The 18,809-nt window shown below is 42.8% G+C and carries 20 protein-coding genes; 8 read left to right on the plus strand and 12 right to left on the minus strand.

From position 1 onward, the window contains the following. Positions 1-92 precede the first annotated feature (92 nt). A complete protein-coding gene (rfaD, locus tag F542_RS10140) occupies positions 93-1,022 on the plus strand; it encodes an ADP-glyceromanno-heptose 6-epimerase (protein WP_015431591.1) in 930 nt (309 codons plus the stop codon). A gap of 39 nt (positions 1,023-1,061) precedes the next feature. Here the strand turns inward: rfaD and dapF are convergent, their stop codons facing one another. Continuing rightward, the gene (dapF, locus tag F542_RS10145; protein WP_015431590.1) at positions 1,062-1,886 is read right to left on the minus strand and encodes a diaminopimelate epimerase; all 825 of its coding nucleotides are present in this window, start codon (positions 1,884-1,886) and stop codon (positions 1,062-1,064) included. Between the two features lie 159 nt (positions 1,887-2,045). On the opposite strand from dapF, the gene F542_RS10150 reads away from it, so the two are divergent. Beyond that, the gene (locus F542_RS10150) at positions 2,046-3,347 is read left to right on the plus strand and encodes an anaerobic C4-dicarboxylate transporter (RefSeq protein WP_015431589.1); all 1,302 of its coding nucleotides are present in this window, start codon (positions 2,046-2,048) and stop codon (positions 3,345-3,347) included. Between the two features lie 123 nt (positions 3,348-3,470). After that, positions 3,471-4,421, plus strand: a complete 951-nt coding sequence (locus F542_RS10155) for a hypothetical protein (protein WP_025267468.1) — start codon at positions 3,471-3,473, stop codon at positions 4,419-4,421. A gap of 47 nt (positions 4,422-4,468) precedes the next feature. Here F542_RS10155 and mutS read toward each other — a convergent pair whose 3' ends face one another. Then, positions 4,469-7,057, minus strand: coding sequence for a DNA mismatch repair protein MutS (gene mutS, locus F542_RS10160; protein WP_015431587.1), 2,589 nt, complete (start codon positions 7,055-7,057; stop codon positions 4,469-4,471). A 120-nt stretch (positions 7,058-7,177) separates the two neighbouring features. Here mutS and selB point away from each other — a divergent pair, with 120 nt between their 5' ends. Then, positions 7,178-9,025: a selenocysteine-specific translation elongation factor gene (gene selB / locus F542_RS10165; RefSeq protein WP_015431586.1), complete on the plus strand. Its 1,848-nt coding sequence runs from the start codon at positions 7,178-7,180 to the stop codon at positions 9,023-9,025. Between the two features lie 75 nt (positions 9,026-9,100). On the opposite strand, the gene tusB is transcribed toward selB, so the two are convergent. Genes tusB through F542_RS10190 form a run of 5 tightly spaced genes read right to left on the minus strand, consistent with a single transcriptional unit; the run spans position 9,101 to position 11,525 of the window. Next, entirely contained in the window at positions 9,101-9,367 is a 267-nt protein-coding gene (gene tusB / locus F542_RS10170; protein ID WP_015431585.1) for a sulfurtransferase complex subunit TusB, read from the minus strand. 8 nt (positions 9,368-9,375) lie between these two features. Beyond that, complete coding sequence (gene tusC / locus F542_RS10175) at positions 9,376-9,744, minus strand: sulfurtransferase complex subunit TusC (RefSeq protein WP_025267469.1); 369 nt, start codon at positions 9,742-9,744, stop codon at positions 9,376-9,378. A gap of 1 nt (position 9,745) precedes the next feature. Continuing rightward, positions 9,746-10,099, minus strand: a complete 354-nt coding sequence (tusD, locus tag F542_RS10180; RefSeq protein WP_015431583.1) for a sulfurtransferase complex subunit TusD — start codon at positions 10,097-10,099, stop codon at positions 9,746-9,748. Then, positions 10,099-10,767 (minus strand): helix-turn-helix transcriptional regulator, encoded by a 669-nt coding sequence (locus F542_RS10185; RefSeq protein ID WP_015431582.1) that lies wholly within the window; start codon positions 10,765-10,767, stop codon positions 10,099-10,101. The genes tusD and F542_RS10185 overlap by 1 nt, the downstream gene beginning before the upstream one ends. 50 nt (positions 10,768-10,817) lie before the next feature. After that, the gene (locus tag F542_RS10190) at positions 10,818-11,525 is read right to left on the minus strand and encodes an FKBP-type peptidyl-prolyl cis-trans isomerase (protein ID WP_015431581.1); all 708 of its coding nucleotides are present in this window, start codon (positions 11,523-11,525) and stop codon (positions 10,818-10,820) included. Positions 11,526-11,623: 98 nt separating this feature from the next. Between F542_RS10190 and F542_RS10195 the strand changes: the two genes are divergently transcribed. Next, the gene (locus F542_RS10195) at positions 11,624-11,848 is read left to right on the plus strand and encodes a SlyX family protein (RefSeq protein WP_025267470.1); all 225 of its coding nucleotides are present in this window, start codon (positions 11,624-11,626) and stop codon (positions 11,846-11,848) included. Positions 11,849-11,901: 53 nt separating this feature from the next. Here F542_RS10195 and F542_RS10200 read toward each other — a convergent pair whose 3' ends face one another. Next, the gene (locus tag F542_RS10200) at positions 11,902-12,366 is read right to left on the minus strand and encodes a YgiW/YdeI family stress tolerance OB fold protein (protein ID WP_015431579.1); all 465 of its coding nucleotides are present in this window, start codon (positions 12,364-12,366) and stop codon (positions 11,902-11,904) included. 258 nt (positions 12,367-12,624) lie between these two features. Here F542_RS10200 and gshAB point away from each other — a divergent pair, with 258 nt between their 5' ends. Then, positions 12,625-14,901 carry a bifunctional glutamate--cysteine ligase GshA/glutathione synthetase GshB gene (gene gshAB / locus F542_RS10205; RefSeq protein ID WP_025267471.1) on the plus strand — a complete coding sequence of 759 codons (2,277 nt, stop codon included), beginning with the start codon at positions 12,625-12,627 and terminating at the stop codon, positions 14,899-14,901. A 69-nt stretch (positions 14,902-14,970) separates the two neighbouring features. Here gshAB and F542_RS10210 read toward each other — a convergent pair whose 3' ends face one another. Beyond that, the gene (locus tag F542_RS10210; RefSeq protein ID WP_015431577.1) at positions 14,971-16,503 is read right to left on the minus strand and encodes a subtype B tannase; all 1,533 of its coding nucleotides are present in this window, start codon (positions 16,501-16,503) and stop codon (positions 14,971-14,973) included. Between the two features lie 155 nt (positions 16,504-16,658). Between F542_RS10210 and F542_RS10215 the strand changes: the two genes are divergently transcribed. Continuing rightward, positions 16,659-17,075: a MarR family winged helix-turn-helix transcriptional regulator gene (locus F542_RS10215; RefSeq protein WP_015431576.1), complete on the plus strand. Its 417-nt coding sequence runs from the start codon at positions 16,659-16,661 to the stop codon at positions 17,073-17,075. Between the two features lie 20 nt (positions 17,076-17,095). Here F542_RS10215 and F542_RS11070 read toward each other — a convergent pair whose 3' ends face one another. From F542_RS11070 to F542_RS10225, 3 genes are all read right to left on the minus strand, one after another. Further along, positions 17,096-17,371 carry a type 2 periplasmic-binding domain-containing protein gene (locus F542_RS11070; RefSeq protein ID WP_025267472.1) on the minus strand — a complete coding sequence of 92 codons (276 nt, stop codon included), beginning with the start codon at positions 17,369-17,371 and terminating at the stop codon, positions 17,096-17,098. Next, positions 17,361-17,588, minus strand: a complete 228-nt coding sequence (locus F542_RS11075; protein ID WP_015431574.1) for a type 2 periplasmic-binding domain-containing protein — start codon at positions 17,586-17,588, stop codon at positions 17,361-17,363. The genes F542_RS11070 and F542_RS11075 overlap by 11 nt, the downstream gene beginning before the upstream one ends. Positions 17,589-17,737: 149 nt before the next feature. Beyond that, complete coding sequence (locus tag F542_RS10225; RefSeq protein ID WP_015431572.1) at positions 17,738-18,094, minus strand: winged helix-turn-helix transcriptional regulator; 357 nt, start codon at positions 18,092-18,094, stop codon at positions 17,738-17,740. 127 nt (positions 18,095-18,221) lie between these two features. Here F542_RS10225 and F542_RS10230 point away from each other — a divergent pair, with 127 nt between their 5' ends. Further along, complete coding sequence (locus F542_RS10230) at positions 18,222-18,779, plus strand: NAD(P)H-dependent oxidoreductase (RefSeq protein ID WP_025267473.1); 558 nt, start codon at positions 18,222-18,224, stop codon at positions 18,777-18,779. Positions 18,780-18,809 lie beyond the last annotated feature (30 nt).

The raw sequence follows: 18,809 nt of genomic DNA on the forward strand, positions 1-18,809 counted from the left end.
AACGAACAAGCGGTCATTTTTCGGTAAAAATTTGCAAAACCCTGCAAGCCAAAGGATAATACACAAGATTTTGGCAACATAAGGATAACCTCATGATTATTGTAACTGGCGGAGCTGGCTTTATTGGCAGCAATATTGTAAAAGCATTAAATGCGATTGGTAGAAAAGATATTTTAGTGGTGGACAATCTCAAAAATGGCGAGAAATTTATCAATCTTGTAGATTTAGACATTGCGGATTATTGCGATAAAGAAGATTTTATCGCTTCTATTATCGCGGGCGATGAATTTGGTGAGCGAATTGAAGCAGTATTCCATGAAGGTGCTTGTTCAGCAACCACTGAGTGGGACGGTAAATATATGATGCAGAATAACTATGAATACTCCAAAGAGTTACTGCATTACTGCTTAGATCGTGGTATCCCGTTCTTCTATGCATCCAGTGCCGCAACCTACGGTGGTCGCTCAGACAACTTTATTGAAAAACGCGAATTTGAACAGCCGTTGAATGTCTATGGTTACTCAAAATTCCTATTTGATGAATATGTACGCAAACTTCTACCGCACGCCGACAGTCCAATCTGTGGTTTTAAATACTTCAACGTTTATGGCCCACGTGAACAGCATAAAGGCTCAATGGCAAGTGTTGCTTTCCATTTAAACACGCAAATTCTCAAAGGCGAAAATCCAAAACTATTCGCAGGCTCAGAAACCTTCTTACGTGATTTCGTCTATGTAGAAGACGTGGCAAAAGTAAACCTTTGGGCATGGCAAAATGGAGTATCGGGTATTTTTAACTTAGGGACTGGCAATGCGGAATCTTTCCAAGCCGTTGCCGAAGCGGTGATTGATTTCCATCAAAAAGGCGAAATTGAAACTATCCCATTCCCAGATCACTTAAAATCTCGCTATCAAACTTTTACCCAAGCAGATTTAACCGAATTGCGTAAAGCAGGCTACAACGGTACATTTAAAACCGTTGCTGAAGGCACAAAAGAATATATGGCGTGGTTAAATCGCTAAACAAAAAATCCGCTTAAGTGATAACTTAAGCGGATTTTTTTAAAGTTTAATAAAACCATCATAAATATGCGTTGCATCACCAGTCATATATAAGGGGTCACCAACACCATTCCATTCAATTTGCAAACTGCCACCTGGTAAATCAACCTGTACACTGCTATCCAGTACACCTTGCATAATACCAACAGCAACTGCGGCACAAGCACCACTACCACAAGCTTGTGTTTCTCCCGCACCTCGTTCAAACACACGCAATTTAATATGATTACGATTAATCACCTGCATAAATCCAACATTCACTCGCTCAGGAAAACGCTCATGGCATTCTAACAAAGCACCCAACTCGTTTACGTTTGCCGTACCGACATCTTCCACCTGTAAAACACAGTGTGGATTGCCCATCGATACTACGCCACAGAGTACCGTTTGAATTTCTGTGCGAAGAATATAGTTTTTCTCAAATTTATTTGCTACAAATGGAATTTTCGTAGGCTCCCAAATCGGCTCCCCCATATTTACTCGTACTTGCCCGTTTTCTTTCAAGCTCAGCACCATTTTACCTTTTGCCGTACTCACCCCAATATCGGTTTTATTGGTCAAACCTTTCAGTGCCACAAAACGGGCAAAACACCTTGCGCCATTGCCACATTGGGAAACCTCACTACCATCTGCATTAAAAATACGGTAGTGAAAATCAAGCTCTGGATCATAAGGCGGCTCTACCAATAAAAGCTGGTCAAAACCAATACCGCGATGACGATCTGCAAGTTTACGGATGATCTCGGTGGTTAAATAGATATTTTGTGTCACGCCATCAATCACCATAAAGTCATTGCCTAGGCCGTGCATTTTAGAAAACAGCATATTTTTCTCTTTTTAAAACGATTATTTGACCTGCATTATAGAATTAACTGCTTTTTATTGCTACATTGTCCGCCCTTGTCAGGAGCTGTTGCTAATGAATTTAAATACTCAACACTCTAACAAGGCTGTTTTAATTATCATAACACTAAGGAATCCAATATGATTTGGTTACATTTGGCAGTTGTGCTGCTATTTATTTTCTTGGGAACCCGCTTAGGCGGCATTGGTATTGGCTTTATGGGCGGAATGGGGGTGGTTGTTCTCGCTTTACTCGGTTTAACACCGGGCGCTATACCATTTGATGTTATCTCTATCATTATGGCAGTTATTATGGCGATTGCTGCAATGCAAGTTGCTGGCGGTATGGATTATCTGGTTAAAGTGGCGGAACGTATCTTACGTAAACACCCAAAACACGTGACCTATCTTGCTCCAGCGGTGACTTATGCCATGACAATGTTTGCAGGTACCGGACACACTGCATTTTCCACTTTACCAGTGATTGCTGAAGTAGCAAAAGAGCAAGGTATTCGTCCATCTCGCCCGCTTTCTATTGCCGTAGTCGCTTCTCAAATTGCGATCACCGCATCACCTATTTCTGCCGCAGTTGTTTTCTTAACAACAGAGTTAGAAAAACATTTTGGCTTAAGCTACCTCCAGTTGCTCGGTATCTGGATCCCAACTTCTTTCGCCGCTTGTATGATTACCGCATTTGTGTGTAACTTTTTGGGCAAAGAGTTAAAAGATGATGAAGTTTACCAAGAACGTCTTGCAAAAGGTTTAGTCCCAATGCGTGGCGAAACCCAAATTGAGTTAAAACCTTATGCTAAACGTTCTGTTGCTATTTTTGGTATCGCTATTGTCGCAATTATGTGCTACGCCATTGCGATCAGTGGTAATGTTGGCCTAATTAAAGACCCAATCCTCAGCCGCGATAATGCGATTATCTCTTTCATGCTTGCGACCGCGGCATTAATTTGCGTATTCTGTAAAGCAGATAGCGCAGAAGTCCCAAATGCACAAACGTTCAAATCAGGTATGACAGCTGCAATCTGTGTACTTGGTGTAGCATGGTTAGGTAATACCTTTGTTGGTGGCCACATTGAAGCAATTAAATCTGCTTCATCAGCCTTCTTAACCGAATACCCTTGGAGCTTAGCGGTTATCTTATTTGTTGCGGGTACTCTACTTTACTCACAAGCCGCTACAGCGAAAGCACTATATCCTGCTGCGCTAGCGCTTGGCGTTTCTCCAGAAGCGGCTATTGCTGCCTTTGCAGCTGTTTCAGCACTATTCGTATTGCCGACATACCCAACCTTAATCGCGGCAGTACAAATGGATGATACAGGCTCAACTCGCATCGGCAAATTGGTTTTCAACCACCCATTTTTAATTCCGGGTGTATTAGCTATCACCCTTGCTGTTGCATTCGGCTTCATGCTTTCAAGTATGGTGTTGTAATATAATTCGTTAATTTACGCCAAAGCCAAAGAAACTTCTCTTTGGCTTTTTTATTTTTTCCGCTAGTATGTGCAAGCGGTCGATTCCCGCCATTTTTTTGCAAAAGCCAAACAGGAGTTTCTTATGAAACAAAATTGGATTACAGCCACTATTTTCAGCTTAGCCGCTTTGCCCTCTCTTGCTGGAAGCTGGGTGGATGAACAACATGGCAATGTGAAAACAACGTTAAATCGTTGGTCGCACAGCATTGATAACTGGATTGGTGAAACCGATCCTAGCAACCCGGCTTCAGCAACATTGCGAGTTATGTTTGATAATGAATGGAATCGTTATGATGGCTACTCCATCAAGCCTCGTATCCGCGCTAAAATTAAATTGCCTGCCTTAAAAAAGCACCTTAAAAACCTTAGTTTAGTGTTTGGTGATGAAGATCTCGATAACCAATCACGCGATAATCAACAGCTCCACCGTAATTATCGTGCACCATTACAAGGCGATAAAAAATACGATCGTAAACAAGCACGCGATGACAATGCTTCAATGGCGATCCGCTGGTCTAATGGCATTAAAAGCCTAGGTATTGAAACCGACCTCGATGTCGGCGTTCGTTCTGGAGCAGATATTTTCGTCCGTGCCAAAGCAAGCAAATTATGGCAAGTGAATGAACAATATAGTGTACGCCTAGAACAGATCTACCGCTATGGTTCAAACAGCAAACACTATTTACGCACCAATTTTGAAAATAAGTTTACTGAAACAGCGCGTCGTTTTATCAATAACCATACCTACCTGCAATATACTCATGATAATGATGAAGAACTGTTTTGGGGCAATAGCTTATACCGCCAACATACCTATTCAAATTTCAAACGCTTGAATTACGGCTTTAATTTTGGTGGAGAAATTGAACATAAGAAAGTTGATCTCAATTACTATGGACCCTTTATCAACTGGCGTCAGCCAATTTTGCGCCAATGGCTATTTATTCAACCCGAAGTGAATTTCTACAATAACCGCAAAGAAGATCGCAAACACACATTGGGCGCATTTTTACGGCTTGAGGCCATTTTCTAAACCTACTAAAAACAAGGGGGCGAAATCTCATCATTCGCCCCTTTCGTTTAGATTGCCTTCAAACGATACAGCACATCCAATGCCTGTTTTGGTGTTAGCTCATCAGGGTTGATCTCAGCTAATGCCATTTCCACTTTAGATAGCTCAACAAGCGGTTGATTTTCTGGCGTTTTTTGCAAAGGTTCACTAAACAATAAATCTTGCTGTGGGCTGTCGTGTAACTGCGTGGTTTGCTGTGAAAGCTGCTCCAAATGAGCCAGCTTCTGTTTTGCTAAGCCAATAACTTGTTTCGGCACGCCCGCCAATGCGGCTACCGCCAAACCATAACTTTTGCTTGCTGCCCCTTCTTGCACGCTATGCATAAACGCAATGGTATCATTATGCTCAATCGCATCCAGATGCACATTCGCAACACCTTTCAACTGATTTGGTAATGCGGTTAGCTCAAAATAGTGAGTGGCAAACAGTGTTAAAGATTGTGATTTTCTAGCAAGCCACTCGGCACACGCCCACGCTAAAGATAAACCATCATAAGTTGAAGTCCCCCGCCCAATTTCGTCCACCAACACAAGGCTATTTTCGGTGGCTTGATGCAGAATGTTCGCCATTTCGGTCATTTCCACCATAAAGGTTGAACGCCCAGACGCTAAATCATCACTCGCCCCAATGCGGGTAAAAATACGGTCAATCGGGCCGATTTCTGCACTTTCTGCCGGCACGGCACTGCCGATATATGCCATCAATGTAATCAACGCAATTTGTCGCATATAGGTACTTTTACCGCCCATATTCGGGCCAGTTACAATGAGTAAATGGCGTTGCGGATTAAGATAAACTGGGTTAGCAATAAACGGATCTTTCAGTACCTGTTCCACCACAGGGTGGCGACCGCCTTTGATTTTCACACCCCGTTGAGCAGAAAATGTTGGCATGGTGTAATTGAGCGTTTCGGCACGTTCGGCAAGGTTGGTTAAAACGTCCAATTCCGCCAGCACCAGTGCGGCAAGTTGCAATTCGCCCAAGCGTGGCATCATCAAGTCAAACAGTTCTTCGTAAAGCTGTTTTTCCAAAGCAAGGCTTGCCCCTTTGGCTTTCAGCACCTTATCTTCGTAGGTTTTCAGCTCTGGAATAATATAACGTTCCGCATTTTTCAATGTTTGGCGGCGAACATAGTGAATAGGGGCTTTGTGAGCCTGCCCTTGCGAAATCTGAATATAGTAGCCGTGTACCGCATTAAAGCCGATTTTCAGCGTATCAATCCCTGTTTTCTCTCGCTCACGGATTTCTAAATCTTCTAGATACTGGGTTGCACCATCGGCAAGGCTACGCCATTCATCAAGCTCTGCGTTATAGCCTTGTGCAATCACGCCACCATCACGAATTAACTGCGGTGGATTATCAATCACCGCACGGGCAAGTAGATCTTGCAATTCGCTAAAATCAGCCAGCTGACTTAGCATTTTGTCCAAGCAAGGGGTCAGATTTTGCGAAAAATTGACCAAATCAGGGAGCTGTTCAAGCGCGGTTCGCAAACGAGTTAAATCCCGAGGGCGAGCAGAACGCAATGCCACCCGCGCCAAAATCCGTTCCATATCGCCCACTTGTTGCAACAGCGGTTGCAAATCGGCTATGCGATCATTTTGTTGCAGAGCAAGAATAGTTTGTTGGCGAGTTTGTAATTTAGCCAGATCACGAATAGGCTGATGAATCCAGCGTTTGAGCAAACGACTCCCCATTGGCGTAACACATTTATCTAATACCGCAGCAAGGGTATTTTCTGCCCCACCTGCAAGATTTTGGGTGAGTTCTAAATTGCGGCGAGTAGCAGCATCAAGCAAGACAGTATCGCTATTTTGAGCCAGATGAATCGCATTGATATGCGGCAGTGCGGTGCGTTGGGTTTCTTGCGCATAATGCAACACACAACCAGCGGCACAGAGTGCGACCACCGCTTTTTCCACCCCAAACCCCGTGAGATCTTTGGTGCCAAATTGACGATTCAGCAAATTAATTGCGGTAACTAACTCAAATTCCCAAATCGGACGACGACGCAAGCCTTTAAAACGCTGGACAATCTCCATCGGTTCAAACTGTTCAGGATAGAGCAATTCCGCAGGGGAAACCCGTTGCAACTCAGCGGCAAGCTGTTCAGCATTTTGCAATTCAGTAATCAAAAAACGACCGCTTGTCATATCCAGCGTAGCAAGGGCAAAAATGCCTTTTTCCGCATAAACGGCTGCAACTAAATTATCCTGTCGTTCTGGCAACAAAGCTTCATCGCTGACCGTACCGGGGGTGACAATCCGCACCACTTTCCGCTCAACAGGCCCTTTGCTGGTATTTGGATCGCCCACCTGCTCACAAATTGCGACACTTTCGCCCAATGCAACCAATTTCGCTAAATAGCCTTCCACTGCGTGATAGGGTACACCCGCCATTGGAATCGGTTCACCGGCTGAACTTCCCCTTTTGGTCAATGAAATATCGAGCAATGCCGCGGCTTTTTTCGCATCGTCATAAAACAACTCATAAAAGTCGCCCATACGGTAGAAAAGTAAAATATCTTTATTTTCCGCTTTAAGTTGCAGGTATTGCTGCATCATCGGCGTGTGCTGGGAAAGGTCTTTGCTTGTCATTCGTCTATTTTGATAAGAAAATTTAGTGCTATTTTAGCAGATTGGCGACGATAATGGGCTGTTATCTTTTTGGGTGGGATTTGCTATCATTTCGACTAAATTTAGAGAGGGAGCATAATCATGATCATCTGCACCGCAGGCCATGTCGATCACGGCAAAACCACATTATTACAAGCATTAACAGGCACACATACCGCCCATTTACCCGAAGAGAAAAAACGCGGACTCACCATTGATTTGGGCTATGCCTATCTGCCGATTAAAGGCGATATTTTAGGGTTTATTGATGTGCCAGGGCATCAAAAATTCTTGTCGAATATGTTAGCCGGCTTAGGTGGCTTGCAACATGCTATGCTGGTTGTGGCTGCAGATGAAGGCATTAAACCGCAAACAGATGAACATCTTAACATCCTCAAGCTGCTCAATTTTAGCCAAATCATCGTGGTGCTAACCAAAGCTGATCGTGCAAATGCAGAGCAAATTTCAAACTTGCAAAGCGAGCTAAAACAGCGTTATCCGTTTTTAAATCAAGCCGCTTTTTTTGTTACCTCAGCGCACACTGGCGAAGGTATTGCGAATCTCAAACAGCACCTTGTCTCACTCAATCACTTAACTTCTCATCTAGAAAAACCCTTCCGTTATGCCATTGATCGAGTCTTCAATATTAAAGGGGCAGGCTTAGTCGTCACCGGTACAGCAGTAGCGGGCAAAGTGCAAGTAGGAACGGAATTATATCTTTCTAACGGCAAACGTGTGCGCGTAAAAAACATTCACGCTCAAAATAGTGAAAGCCAGCAAGGGCTTGCTGGACAACGGCTTGCCTTAAATTTAGCAAACATCGAAAAAACTGAGCTGGCGCGAGGCGATTGGCTGACCGAGCTTGAACCAAATTTTGCGACCGATCGCATTAGCGTACAGCTACATAGCGAACAAGAACTGCCCGAAAATAGCGTTGTGCACCTATACCATTTTGCTAGCCATATCACCGCAAAATTGAATTTACTCAATAAACAAGCGGGTGATTTTGCACAAAATTCTGCCAATTTACTTGCCGAAATTATTCTTGATCAGCCATTGCATATTGCCAATGGTGATAAACTCATCATCCGTAACGGTGATGACAGCCAAACGCTTGCGGGAGCAAGTGTAATCGAAATCCATTCGCCCAAACGCCATAAACGCAGCGAAACTCGTTTAGCATTTTTGCAAAAAATCAGTCAAAACCAACCGCTTGCAAACAAAATTTCATATTACCTTGAAACAAAAGCAGTAGAACTGTCATTTTTAGCGTGGGCGGAGCAGCAATTTATCAGTAATTTGCTGCGATTTGGCGAAAACTTAGGGCAAAAATGGCTTTTTAGCACCGTTTTTAAACAACAATTACAACAAACTATTCTTGAAAAATTAGCCAATTACCATGCTCAACATAATGATCAAGTAGGTGTGACCAAAGCCCGTCTTTACCGTATAGCAGCACTGGCTCAGCCAGAAAATCTGGTCTATCACTTTATAGATGAGTTGGTTGAACAGGGTAAACTGGCTCAAAGCCGCGGTTGGATCCATTTGCCTGAACATAAAATTGCGTTTTCAGCCGAAGAAATCGCAATTTGGCAACAAGTTTTGCCCATTTTCCAGCGGACTACGCAAGCGCTTTGGGTGCGGGATATTGCGAGCGAATTAGCTACAGATGAGGGTGAAATGCGAAATTTACTCTATAAAGCAGGCAAACTTGGTTATTTAGTGCCGATTGTGAAAGACCGTTTTTTAACCTTTGAGCAGATCAGCAATTTTGCTCAGCTGATCAAAGGTATTATTTTGCAAAATGGTGAAATTTCTGTAAACCAGCTACGAGATGAAATTGGCTATGGTCGTAAAGTGACCGTACAATTAATTGAATATTTTGACCGAGTCGGCTTTTTACGCCGCAAAGGAAATGTACATTTGCTCAGAGATGGGCAAGGATATTAATTCTTGAATCGTTAGGCTCATTTTCTTCCCCCTTGCGGGGAAGAAGCAAGTAAAGTCAGCTCATGGTATTGATTTTTATAATGCAATTTGCGGGTAGAAATGTTCGCTGATTTCAACCAATGCCGCGAAAGAAATCACTGGCAACGATGTTGTTAATCCTCTTGCTTGCAAATCGGTTTCTAATACAAACACATTCGCGCAATTTGCAAAAAATTGCGGATTTTTCACCGCTTGCAGAACACCATCTTGCCAAAGCACAATGGCATCATTTTCGGTAAATTGCGAAATAATAGCTTGAAGTTGATTTGAGTCGTAATCGGCACGGCTTATGGTATAAAGCATAACTATCCTTAAAACGTCAAAACTTTCTCGGCATTGCGTAAGCAAGCAAAAATGTGCTCTCGTGCCACAAACTGCACGTCTTGTAAAATCCACTCTGCGTTATCTAATCCACGTTCGGTAACAGACTGTTGGCAAATAAAGCATTCGCTTAATTCATACAGTTCCAGCAATTTAAATGTGGCAATGTGATCTTTTTGCAAAATCTGCTCTGGTTGCTGCTTTTTCAGCAGGTTGAAAACGCCATCGAACAAAAAGCAGATTGCTATTTCATCTTCGTCACAAAAAGCTGATGCAGCTAACACGGCATCGAGTCCTTCTCGGCTGGTTGCACTGCCAAATGGAGGTTGTGTGAATAATACGGCTAGTTTGTATCTCATGTTAAAAACTCATTACTCTATCCGCTTCTAGCACGGCTTTGCTAAATTCACCTAATCCAGCCAACACAAAGCCTTCTGCTAAATTTTCCGCCGAAATCCCCCGCCGCTGGCTGGCGGCAATACACAAGTGTAACGGCACATTATGCTGTTGTGAAAATTGCTGCCATGCCTGCACTAAATTGAGCTCATCACTGGCTGGATCAACCAAGCTATTGCCGTTACTGACCCCATTTTGAAAAAAGAAAATTTGGCTAATTTGGTGCTGTTTAGCCAGTAATGCGTTGGCAAACTGGTAAGCAAGATAAGCCCCCTGCCCGCCATAAACAGGCGATTTAATCGCTAAAACATAATGCATTATTCTGTTTCCTGCTTAAGTTGGCGAATATAGAGATAGATGGTATGCCGAGAAATTCCCAACCGTTTGGCGACTTGATGAATGGCATCTTTAATCTCAAAAATACCTTTCTCATAGAGCGCAATGATAATTTGACGGTTTTTACTGTTATTGGCAATTCGCTGATCATTACGTACTTCTGCAATAGTGCTATCAATACTCTGCACCACCAAATCATCTAGTGAGCTGGCAAAATTTACCCCATTTTCCACCGCTTGTTCGCCCTCATCGGGTGCAATGAAGGTACTTAAGAATTGCGAAACGGGCACATCTAGATTCATATTGATACACAATAAGCCTATCACATGCTGCTTACGGTTACGAATAGCAATACTGACAGATTTCATCAGCACACCGCCTTTCGCTTTAGTAAAGTAAGGCTTGGAAACACTGTCGGTCTGCATATGCCGGAGCGATTGCAAAGCTCGCTCAGTGATCGGTGAACCAATCGTTCGCCCTGTGTTATGCCCATTAGCAATATAGATCGCCGAATTTTCTAGATATTCTAATGAATGCAAGACAATTTCGCAGTGTGTACCAATTAAGGTTGCGATGCCATCTACCACAGGAAAATAAGAAGCAAGAATAGCATGATCTTCGTCAGAAAGCGGGGTAAAAATTTGATTCATAAGTCAATGTAAAAAGGCGAGTGACCTCGCCTATTGAATATTATTTTAGATTATTTTGCTGGCGTGAAATCAAGTAATTCCACTTCAAATTTTAAGGTAGAACTCGCAGGAATTCTGCCTGCTTGGCGATCACCATAAGCAAGCTCAGGCGCAGCAACGATTTCCATTTTACCACCTTTTTTCAGCATAGGAATCGCCTCTACCCATGCAGGGATTAGCTGGCTTAATTGGAACTCAATCGGCTCACCACGGTCGTAGGAGCTATCAAATACCGAACCATCGGTAAGCGTGCCTTTGTAGTGAACTTTCACGGTATCTTCCGCTTTCGGGGAATCACCTTCACCGGCTTTTTCAATTTTATAGAGCAAGCCCGATGCTGTTTTCTTCACACCAGACTGTTTTTCATATTCTGCGCGAAATTTATTACCCGCTTCGATAGTTTCTTTATTTTTTTCCGCTTGTAATTTGCTCTCTTGTGCGGAAAGATAATCATCGAGTGCTTTTAGCTGCTTTTGCAAATCTTCATCAGTGAGTTTGCCTGTTTTTTTGAGCGTATCTTGCACCCCAGCAACAATACGATCTTCATTGTATGAGAAAAACGCTTTTTGTGAGTCAATGATACCTTCAAGGTTTTTCCCCATCAGCACGCCGACAGCATAAGAGGAATCATCGACAAATTTAGGATCCTGTTTGTCTGCAAATGCAGATGTTGCGGCCACGACACCCGCAACCAAAATAGCTAATTGTTTTTTCAACATTGTATTTCCTTAATTTAAATTAAAATAAAAATCAGTTTGTAATCGAAGGGCAATAGGGTAAAGTGTATTTCTGTTTAAAACAACCCATTTTGCGTAAAATGTCTTCAAATAACACCAAACTTCAGCAATATTTGATCGAACTAGAAACAAAAGTTGCCTTTCAGGAACAAACGATTGAAGAATTAAATCAAGCGCTTATTCATCAACAATTTGCTTTAGATAAACTTCAATTACAAGTACGCAATCTCGCTGAAAAGCTACAAGGGCTCTCCTCGAGCAATGTTGCCAGCCGTTCAGAAGAGACTCCCCCACCCCACTATTAATACGAAAAAAGCAGTGCTTTCGCACTGCTTTACCTCGCCCATCACGAAGAAGATTATTTTTTGATAATCTCCATTACCTCTACTTCGGTCTTATCCCACTCTTTATCTAACACACCACGAATTTGAATGCGATCTGTTGGAGTAATCGTTTGACCTTGCCACGCACGACGGCTTACTTCAATTTCCACTTCGCCAGTTGCATCTTTGAAAATAAAGTCCTTTTTGCCCACACGTTTGGTGATATTGCCTTCAAGCAACACAAAAGATTTATCCTTAGCTGCAGGAAGATCTTTGACGCTTTTCACAGCATTATTTTCATCGAAAAATCCGATGCCTTTTTTATCACCATATTTGCCATCCTGTTTGCCATGCTTACGCAATTTTTCTCTTTTCATTTCTGCGCGCTCTTGCTCGTTCGCCTTGTAGGTACGTGCATCATTCGGGTCTTCAAATCCCCCTTGCGCTACAGCAAAAGATGAAACTACCAGTAAAGTAGATAACGTGATTAATTTTTTCATAAATAAGCTTCCCTGATTAAATTATAATAGTAAAAATAAGATCTTTAAATTAACAAGAACCGCCGCCCTTGTTAGCCTATATTCAACCATGAATTTATTAAGGAAATCTTAAGGGCAACGATTTTCCCTGTCACAAACCAAATATCGCTTAAAGCTTGAGCATTCAAAATAATCACTCACTCTAGCAAACCCTGTTTATATTTTGTTAGACTAAGAACATTTATTCGTCTAATTGATTATTTATCAGGAAAGAATTGTATGAATCTTCGCAACCTCATTCTTCAACACCAACTACAATTGTTCTTCCAACAAGGCAACTTCGGTTTAGAAAAAGAGAGCCAACGGATTGATGCTAAAGGCAATATTGTTACTACCCCTCACCCTGCTGTTTTTGGTAATCGTTCCTATCATCCTTACATTCAAACCGACTTCGCTGAAAGCCAATTAGAATTAATCACCCCCCCGAACACGAAACTGAAAGATACACTACGCTGGCTCTCTGCTATTCACGAAGTCGTATTACGCTCGCTCCCCGAAGATGAATATCTTTTACCAATCAGTATGCCATGCGGTTTACCGCCGGAAGATCAAATTAAAGTGGCACAATTAGATAACCCTAATGATGTTGCCTATCGCGAGCATTTAGTACGCTCTTATGGCAAATATAAACAGATGGTCAGCGGTATTCATTACAATTTCCAAATCAGCCCTGATTTGATTGACAAACTGTTTGCAATGCAGAATGAATACAGCGAAAAACACGCTTTTCAGTCCGCTGTGTATATGAAACTTGCTAACAATTTCCTACGTTATCAGTGGGTGTTAGTTTACCTGCTTTCCGCCAGCAACACTGTAGAATCGCACTATTTTGGTGAAAATTCACCGCTTGCAGAGGGCAGATTTGTACGTTCGCTACGTTCTAGCCAATATGGTTATGTGAATGCCGAACATATCAAAATCAATCACAACAGTTTGCGTGATTATGTGGAAAGTTTGGAAAAATTCGTGGCAAATGGCGACTTGATTGCCGAAAAAGAGTATTACTCCAATGTCCGTTTACGTGGTGCAAAAAAAGTGCGTGAATTATTGGATAAAGGGATTCAGTATTGCGAATTCCGCCTGTTTGATCTCAATCCCTTTGCGCCTTATGGCATTACTCTAGAAGATGCCGAATTTATCCATAGTTTCTTGCTGTTAATGCTTTGGAAAACGGAAACCAACAGCCAAGCAGGTGTGGATTTAGGACGAGAACGTCTCTTTGAAGTCGCTATGGAAGATCCGCTTTCCATCACAAAATACCAAGATGAAGGTCTCTCCATTCTGCAAGAAATGATTGCCATGTTACAAGAGATCGGTGCAGATGAAAGCAAAATCACAACCGTTCAAGACAAAATTGCTCAATTTTATGAGCCAAGCCAAACGATTGGCGGACGCTTTGTCAATGCGCTTCAACAAGCGGGCGGTTATCAGCAATTTTCTGCAAAATTAGCACAACATTATAAAGCCCAAGCCTTTGAACGCTTCTATGCCCTTTCTGCTTTTGACAATATGGAGCTTTCTACCCAAGCACTCCTATTTGATTTGATTCAACAAGGCATTTCGGTTGAACTATTAGACGAAAACGACCAATTCCTCGCACTGAAATTTGGTGATCATCTGGAATACGTTAAAAACGGCAATATGACTTCCCACGATCAATACATTTCGCCATTGATTATGGAAAACAAAGTGGTCACCAAAAAAGTGCTCGCCAAAGCAGGTTTTAACGTGCCAAAAAGTGTGGAATTTACCGATGTCGCAACTGCTGTTGCACATTACCCACTGTTTGAAGGTAAAGCCGTGGTAATCAAACCCAAAAGCACCAACTATGGTTTAGGGATTACTATCTTCCAACAAGGCGTGAATAATCGTGACGACTTCGCTAAGGCGATTGAAATTGCATTTAGAGAAGATAAAGAAGTGATGGTAGAAGATTATTTAGTTGGCACAGAATACCGCTTCTTTGTACTAGGCGATGAAACCTTAGCCGTATTATTACGAGTGCCTGCTAATGTAGTCGGCGATGGGGTGCATACGGTGCGAGAGTTAGTTGAAATGAAAAATGCCGATCCATTGCGTGGTGATGGCAGCCGTTCGCCGTTGAAAAAAATCGCACTGGGCGAAATTGAACAGCTACAACTGAAAGAACAAGGCTTGACGGTAGATAGCATTCCAGCCAAAGGGCAAAGCGTGCAGCTACGAGCAAACTCGAATATCAGCACAGGGGGCGATTCGATTGATATGACCGATGCAATGCACGATAGCTATAAACAAATCGCGGTCGGCATTGCCCACGCAATGGGCGCAAAAGTGTGTGGCGTGGATTTAATCATTCCAGATCTCAACCAAGCTGCCGAGCCATCATTGCGTTCGTGGGGTGTAATTGAGGCTAACTTTAATCCAATGATGATGATGCATATTTTCCCTTATCAAGGAAAATCACGCCGTTTGACTCAGAATGTCATTAAGATGCTGTTTCCAGAACGACACCACTAAATTTTCTAGATAACAAGCGGGCAATTTTGCAGAAATAAGTGCAAATTTGCCCGCTTGCTTTTTACCTACTTACTTAGCAATGCTATCAATCCATTGGAACAATTCATCTAAATCATAGTCGCCCGAATGGGGTACGCCCCACGGCAGCGCATAATCCACCGTTTTCCCGCTCATTCTCAGTTTGGCGGTTAATGCCGCAGAAATGGCGTGAGAGGTGTCATAATCTGCTGACCCGACACGGATCCGCCAATGTTGGGCGGCGTGATGGTTGTCGGTATAGTTCATTGCGTTCACCAATTTCACGATTTGCGGATCCGCCATTGCGCCTTTCACTTGGCTGTGTGCCAAGCCAAATGGCGTGAAATGTTTGTTATTGGTTGTTTGATCGCCAAAGAAATTATTTTCACCACTGCTTAAATCCAAGGCATCAAACGCCGGTGGCGATTTCATTCGTTTTTTCTGCGCAACAAAGCCTTCAAAATCCAGCCCGATAACCTTGCCGTTTTCGATTTTCAGCCAGCCCAGTTGCGAGAGATCTTGCCCTTCGCTGATGGCTTTATTGGCAGAGGCAATCAAACGCTCCACAATGAAATCTTTAAAACTGCCGTTACCCTCATCATCAAGCGTCAGCGGTTTACCGTGGCTGTCTTGCAGATTGAGGCTGTTTAAATAAGCCGGATAAGCCGCTTTCAAGCGGTCGGATATTGTGATTTCTTGCGCATTTAAGGTACCACTCAGCATCGGTTGGGCAATGGTGCGGTCGTTATAGGCTCGGGCATCCATTCGAGACATATCTTTGCGCTCATAATCGTGTAATTTGTTGAATTGCCATTCATAGGCCATATCGGCGTGTTCTAAATCGGTAATCGGGCAATACACTGAAGCGGCAAAAATCGCATCGCTGGCTTCCGCCGCCCCCAGCGTTTTCAGCAAATCGGCATAGTCGCTGTGATCGCCACTTGCTGCCAGCAATGCCGACATCGCACCGCCGGCGCTGGTGCCGTTTGAGATAATTTTATTGGCATCGCCCGCCATTAACGCATCATTGGCATGCAGATAACGCACGGCGGCTTTTAAATCCAAAATCACCGCAGGCGCTTTGCCTGTATAATTTCCTTCCCTGCCTAGCGTTCTGCCTCTTGCACCAACCGAGGCAACCACATAGCCTTGTTTTAACGCTTGTAAAATCGTGCTGGCTCTGCCACGCATGCCACCTTGGTCTGCTGTTGCCGCTAATGCTGGCATATAGCCACCAACTGCGTTAGGCAAAAAAATTGGTGCGGTTTCTGCGGTGTAGCCGTTGATCTCTTCCCCTTTAAAATAGGCTTCCGGCACATAGAAATTCAAGGTTTGATATTCCGCTTCTATCGGATTTTTCACATAAACAATCTTTTCTACCGCACGAAACGGCAGGCTTTCGCCGTTTAATTCGGCGGTTTTGGCGACAAATTTATGCGGATCAAAGGTTAATGAAAAGCCTTGTTCGGTTTGATTGGCAAACGGCAAATCGGCAAGTGGATTTCGTTTGGCAGGCGGCGCAGCGAATAGTGCCGTAGATAGGCTTGCCACGGTAAAAGTGGTGATGAATTTAGACAGTCTCATAGTTACTCCATGTTGCCTTTGAATCTTAAATAAAGCTATGCTGATGTTTCAGCTACCGTACTAAATTAAGCAAATTTTTTCTGGAAATCAATCGCTTGTCACTATTAAATAGCGCACAACTATTTTATACTACGCGTTTTTTTAGGAGATCATCAATGTACGAACAACTCAAACTTTCTAACCAACTCTGTTTTCCACTGTATGCAGTGTCAAAAGAGATCACTCGCTGCTACACCCCTTTTCTGGATAAATTGGATCTCACCTACCCACAATATTTAGCCATGCTCGTATTGTGGGAAAATGATGCCATCAGCGTTAATCAAATTGGGGCTCGCCTCTATTTAGATAGCGGTACACTTACACCGTTACTCAAGCGCTTACAGGCAAAAGGGCTGGTAGAGCGTACCCGCAGCCAAACAGATGAGCGTAGTGTGATTATTCGTTTAACAGAGCAAGGTAAAGCCCTTGAAGCACAAGCTGCCCAAGTGCCTGCACAGATGGCAAACATGCTCAATTTAAGTGAAGAAGAAGCTGCGACACTACATAAAATTGTTGCGAAACTACACCGCTAATTTCTGGCTTAGAAAGGCAATCAACACTTGAATCCGCTTGGCTTTATTACTGTGTTGTGATAGTAAAGATAGACCGCAGGATAGTATTTCCAATAATCTTGCAACACAGGAATAAACTGATCGCTATCCGGCAATAAGCGGTGGATTGGGGTAAAAATTTTGCCAATACCTAAGCCGACGCGAATTCCATCTGCCATTACGTCAATATCGTTGGCGACCAACCTGCTCTCCATTTCCACCATCCATTCTTGTTCATTTTGATTGAGCATTAAAGGCAAAATACGGTTAGCCATCATAAATGGAAATTTCCAGCTGAATATGTGGATAGAGACAGCAGAATTCAGCGAAATGCGGTTTTAAAATCCATTGGTAGGCAAAGCGGGAAAGGGTAATCCGCACCGTGCCGGTTGGTATTTCACCCAAGTCTTGCGCGCTTTCTATCGCATATTTTAATGATTGGACGAGATGTTTAGTACTCCCTAACAAGCGTTGCCCAGCCTCTGTCAGCGCCATTTTACGAGTGATAGAAGTGGTAAAAAATCAAATAACATAATTGTAGATAAATTGATGTTAGACATTGCCTGATTTTGCAAAAATCTCCCACAAATTGACCGCTTGTTTAGTGTTCGCAAGCGGTCTTTTTTGCTCCCAAAGAAGCAAAATTATGCCTGTTTTTGTGCCAAAATTGCTTTGACATTATTTTCTAACCAATCCACCAAACCATAAATTCTTTCGGCAGCTTGCTCTCCATATTCGGTTAAGCGATATTCCACATGGGGCGGTACGGTATCAAAAGCATGGCGGACAATCATACCGTCTTGTTCTAACTGTTTAAGGGTTTCCGCTAACATTTTTTCACTCACCCCATCAATTTCTCGGCGAATTTCAGAAAAGCGTTTTGTCCCTTGTCTTAATACAATCATTACAAGCGATCCCCAACGGCTGGTTAGGTGATTTAAAATCAAACGGCTGGGGCAATCTTTGGCAAGAACCTGTCCTTTTTCAAAAGGGAAATGCATAGTGTCTCCTTTAAATAAAATGATTAGCATACGGTTTCGGCTTACCTTTTTGTAAGTACTTACAAAAAGTAAGTAAACAGATTATACTGCGTTCCGTTTTTATAACTCTACTTTAAAGGAAAATTTTATGTCTCGTGTTCTCGTTATTTCAGCTCACCAAGATTTAAATCAATCTACCAGCAACCGTTTAATTCTTAACACGTTAGAAGAAAAACTCGGTTCACAAGTTAGTGTTCGCCGTTTAACTGAACTTTATCCTGATTTCAACATTGACGTTGCAGCTGAACAGCAAGCGTTGGTAGAAGCGGATGTGGTGGTATTCCAATTTCCACTCTTTTGGTACAACGTACCAGCGATTTTGAAAAAATGGCTTGATGATGTTTGGACGTATGGCTTTGCTTATGGTGAAGGCGGTAATAAATTACAGGGTAAAAAATTACTGGTTTCATTGACGACGGGCGGTGTTGCGGAAGTTTATACCGATGCGGTGATGGGGAACATTGAAGATCTCGTTAAACCACTAAAAAGCTCTGCAACCTACGCAGGCTTTGAATTGGCAGGCGTAGAAGCGACATTTGCTCAGCTTTATATTCCCGGTGTGCATAGTGATGCGGATTTAGCAAATGTGCAAACCAAAGCACAAGCACACGCCGAACGTATGGTGGCAAAATTAGCAAGTTTGTAATCGTTTAGATTAATTTAAAGCTGTTTTAGT

It is taken from the genome of Bibersteinia trehalosi USDA-ARS-USMARC-188, assembly GCF_000521725.1.
GTDB classification, from domain to species: Bacteria; Pseudomonadota; Gammaproteobacteria; order Enterobacterales; family Pasteurellaceae; genus Bibersteinia; species Bibersteinia trehalosi.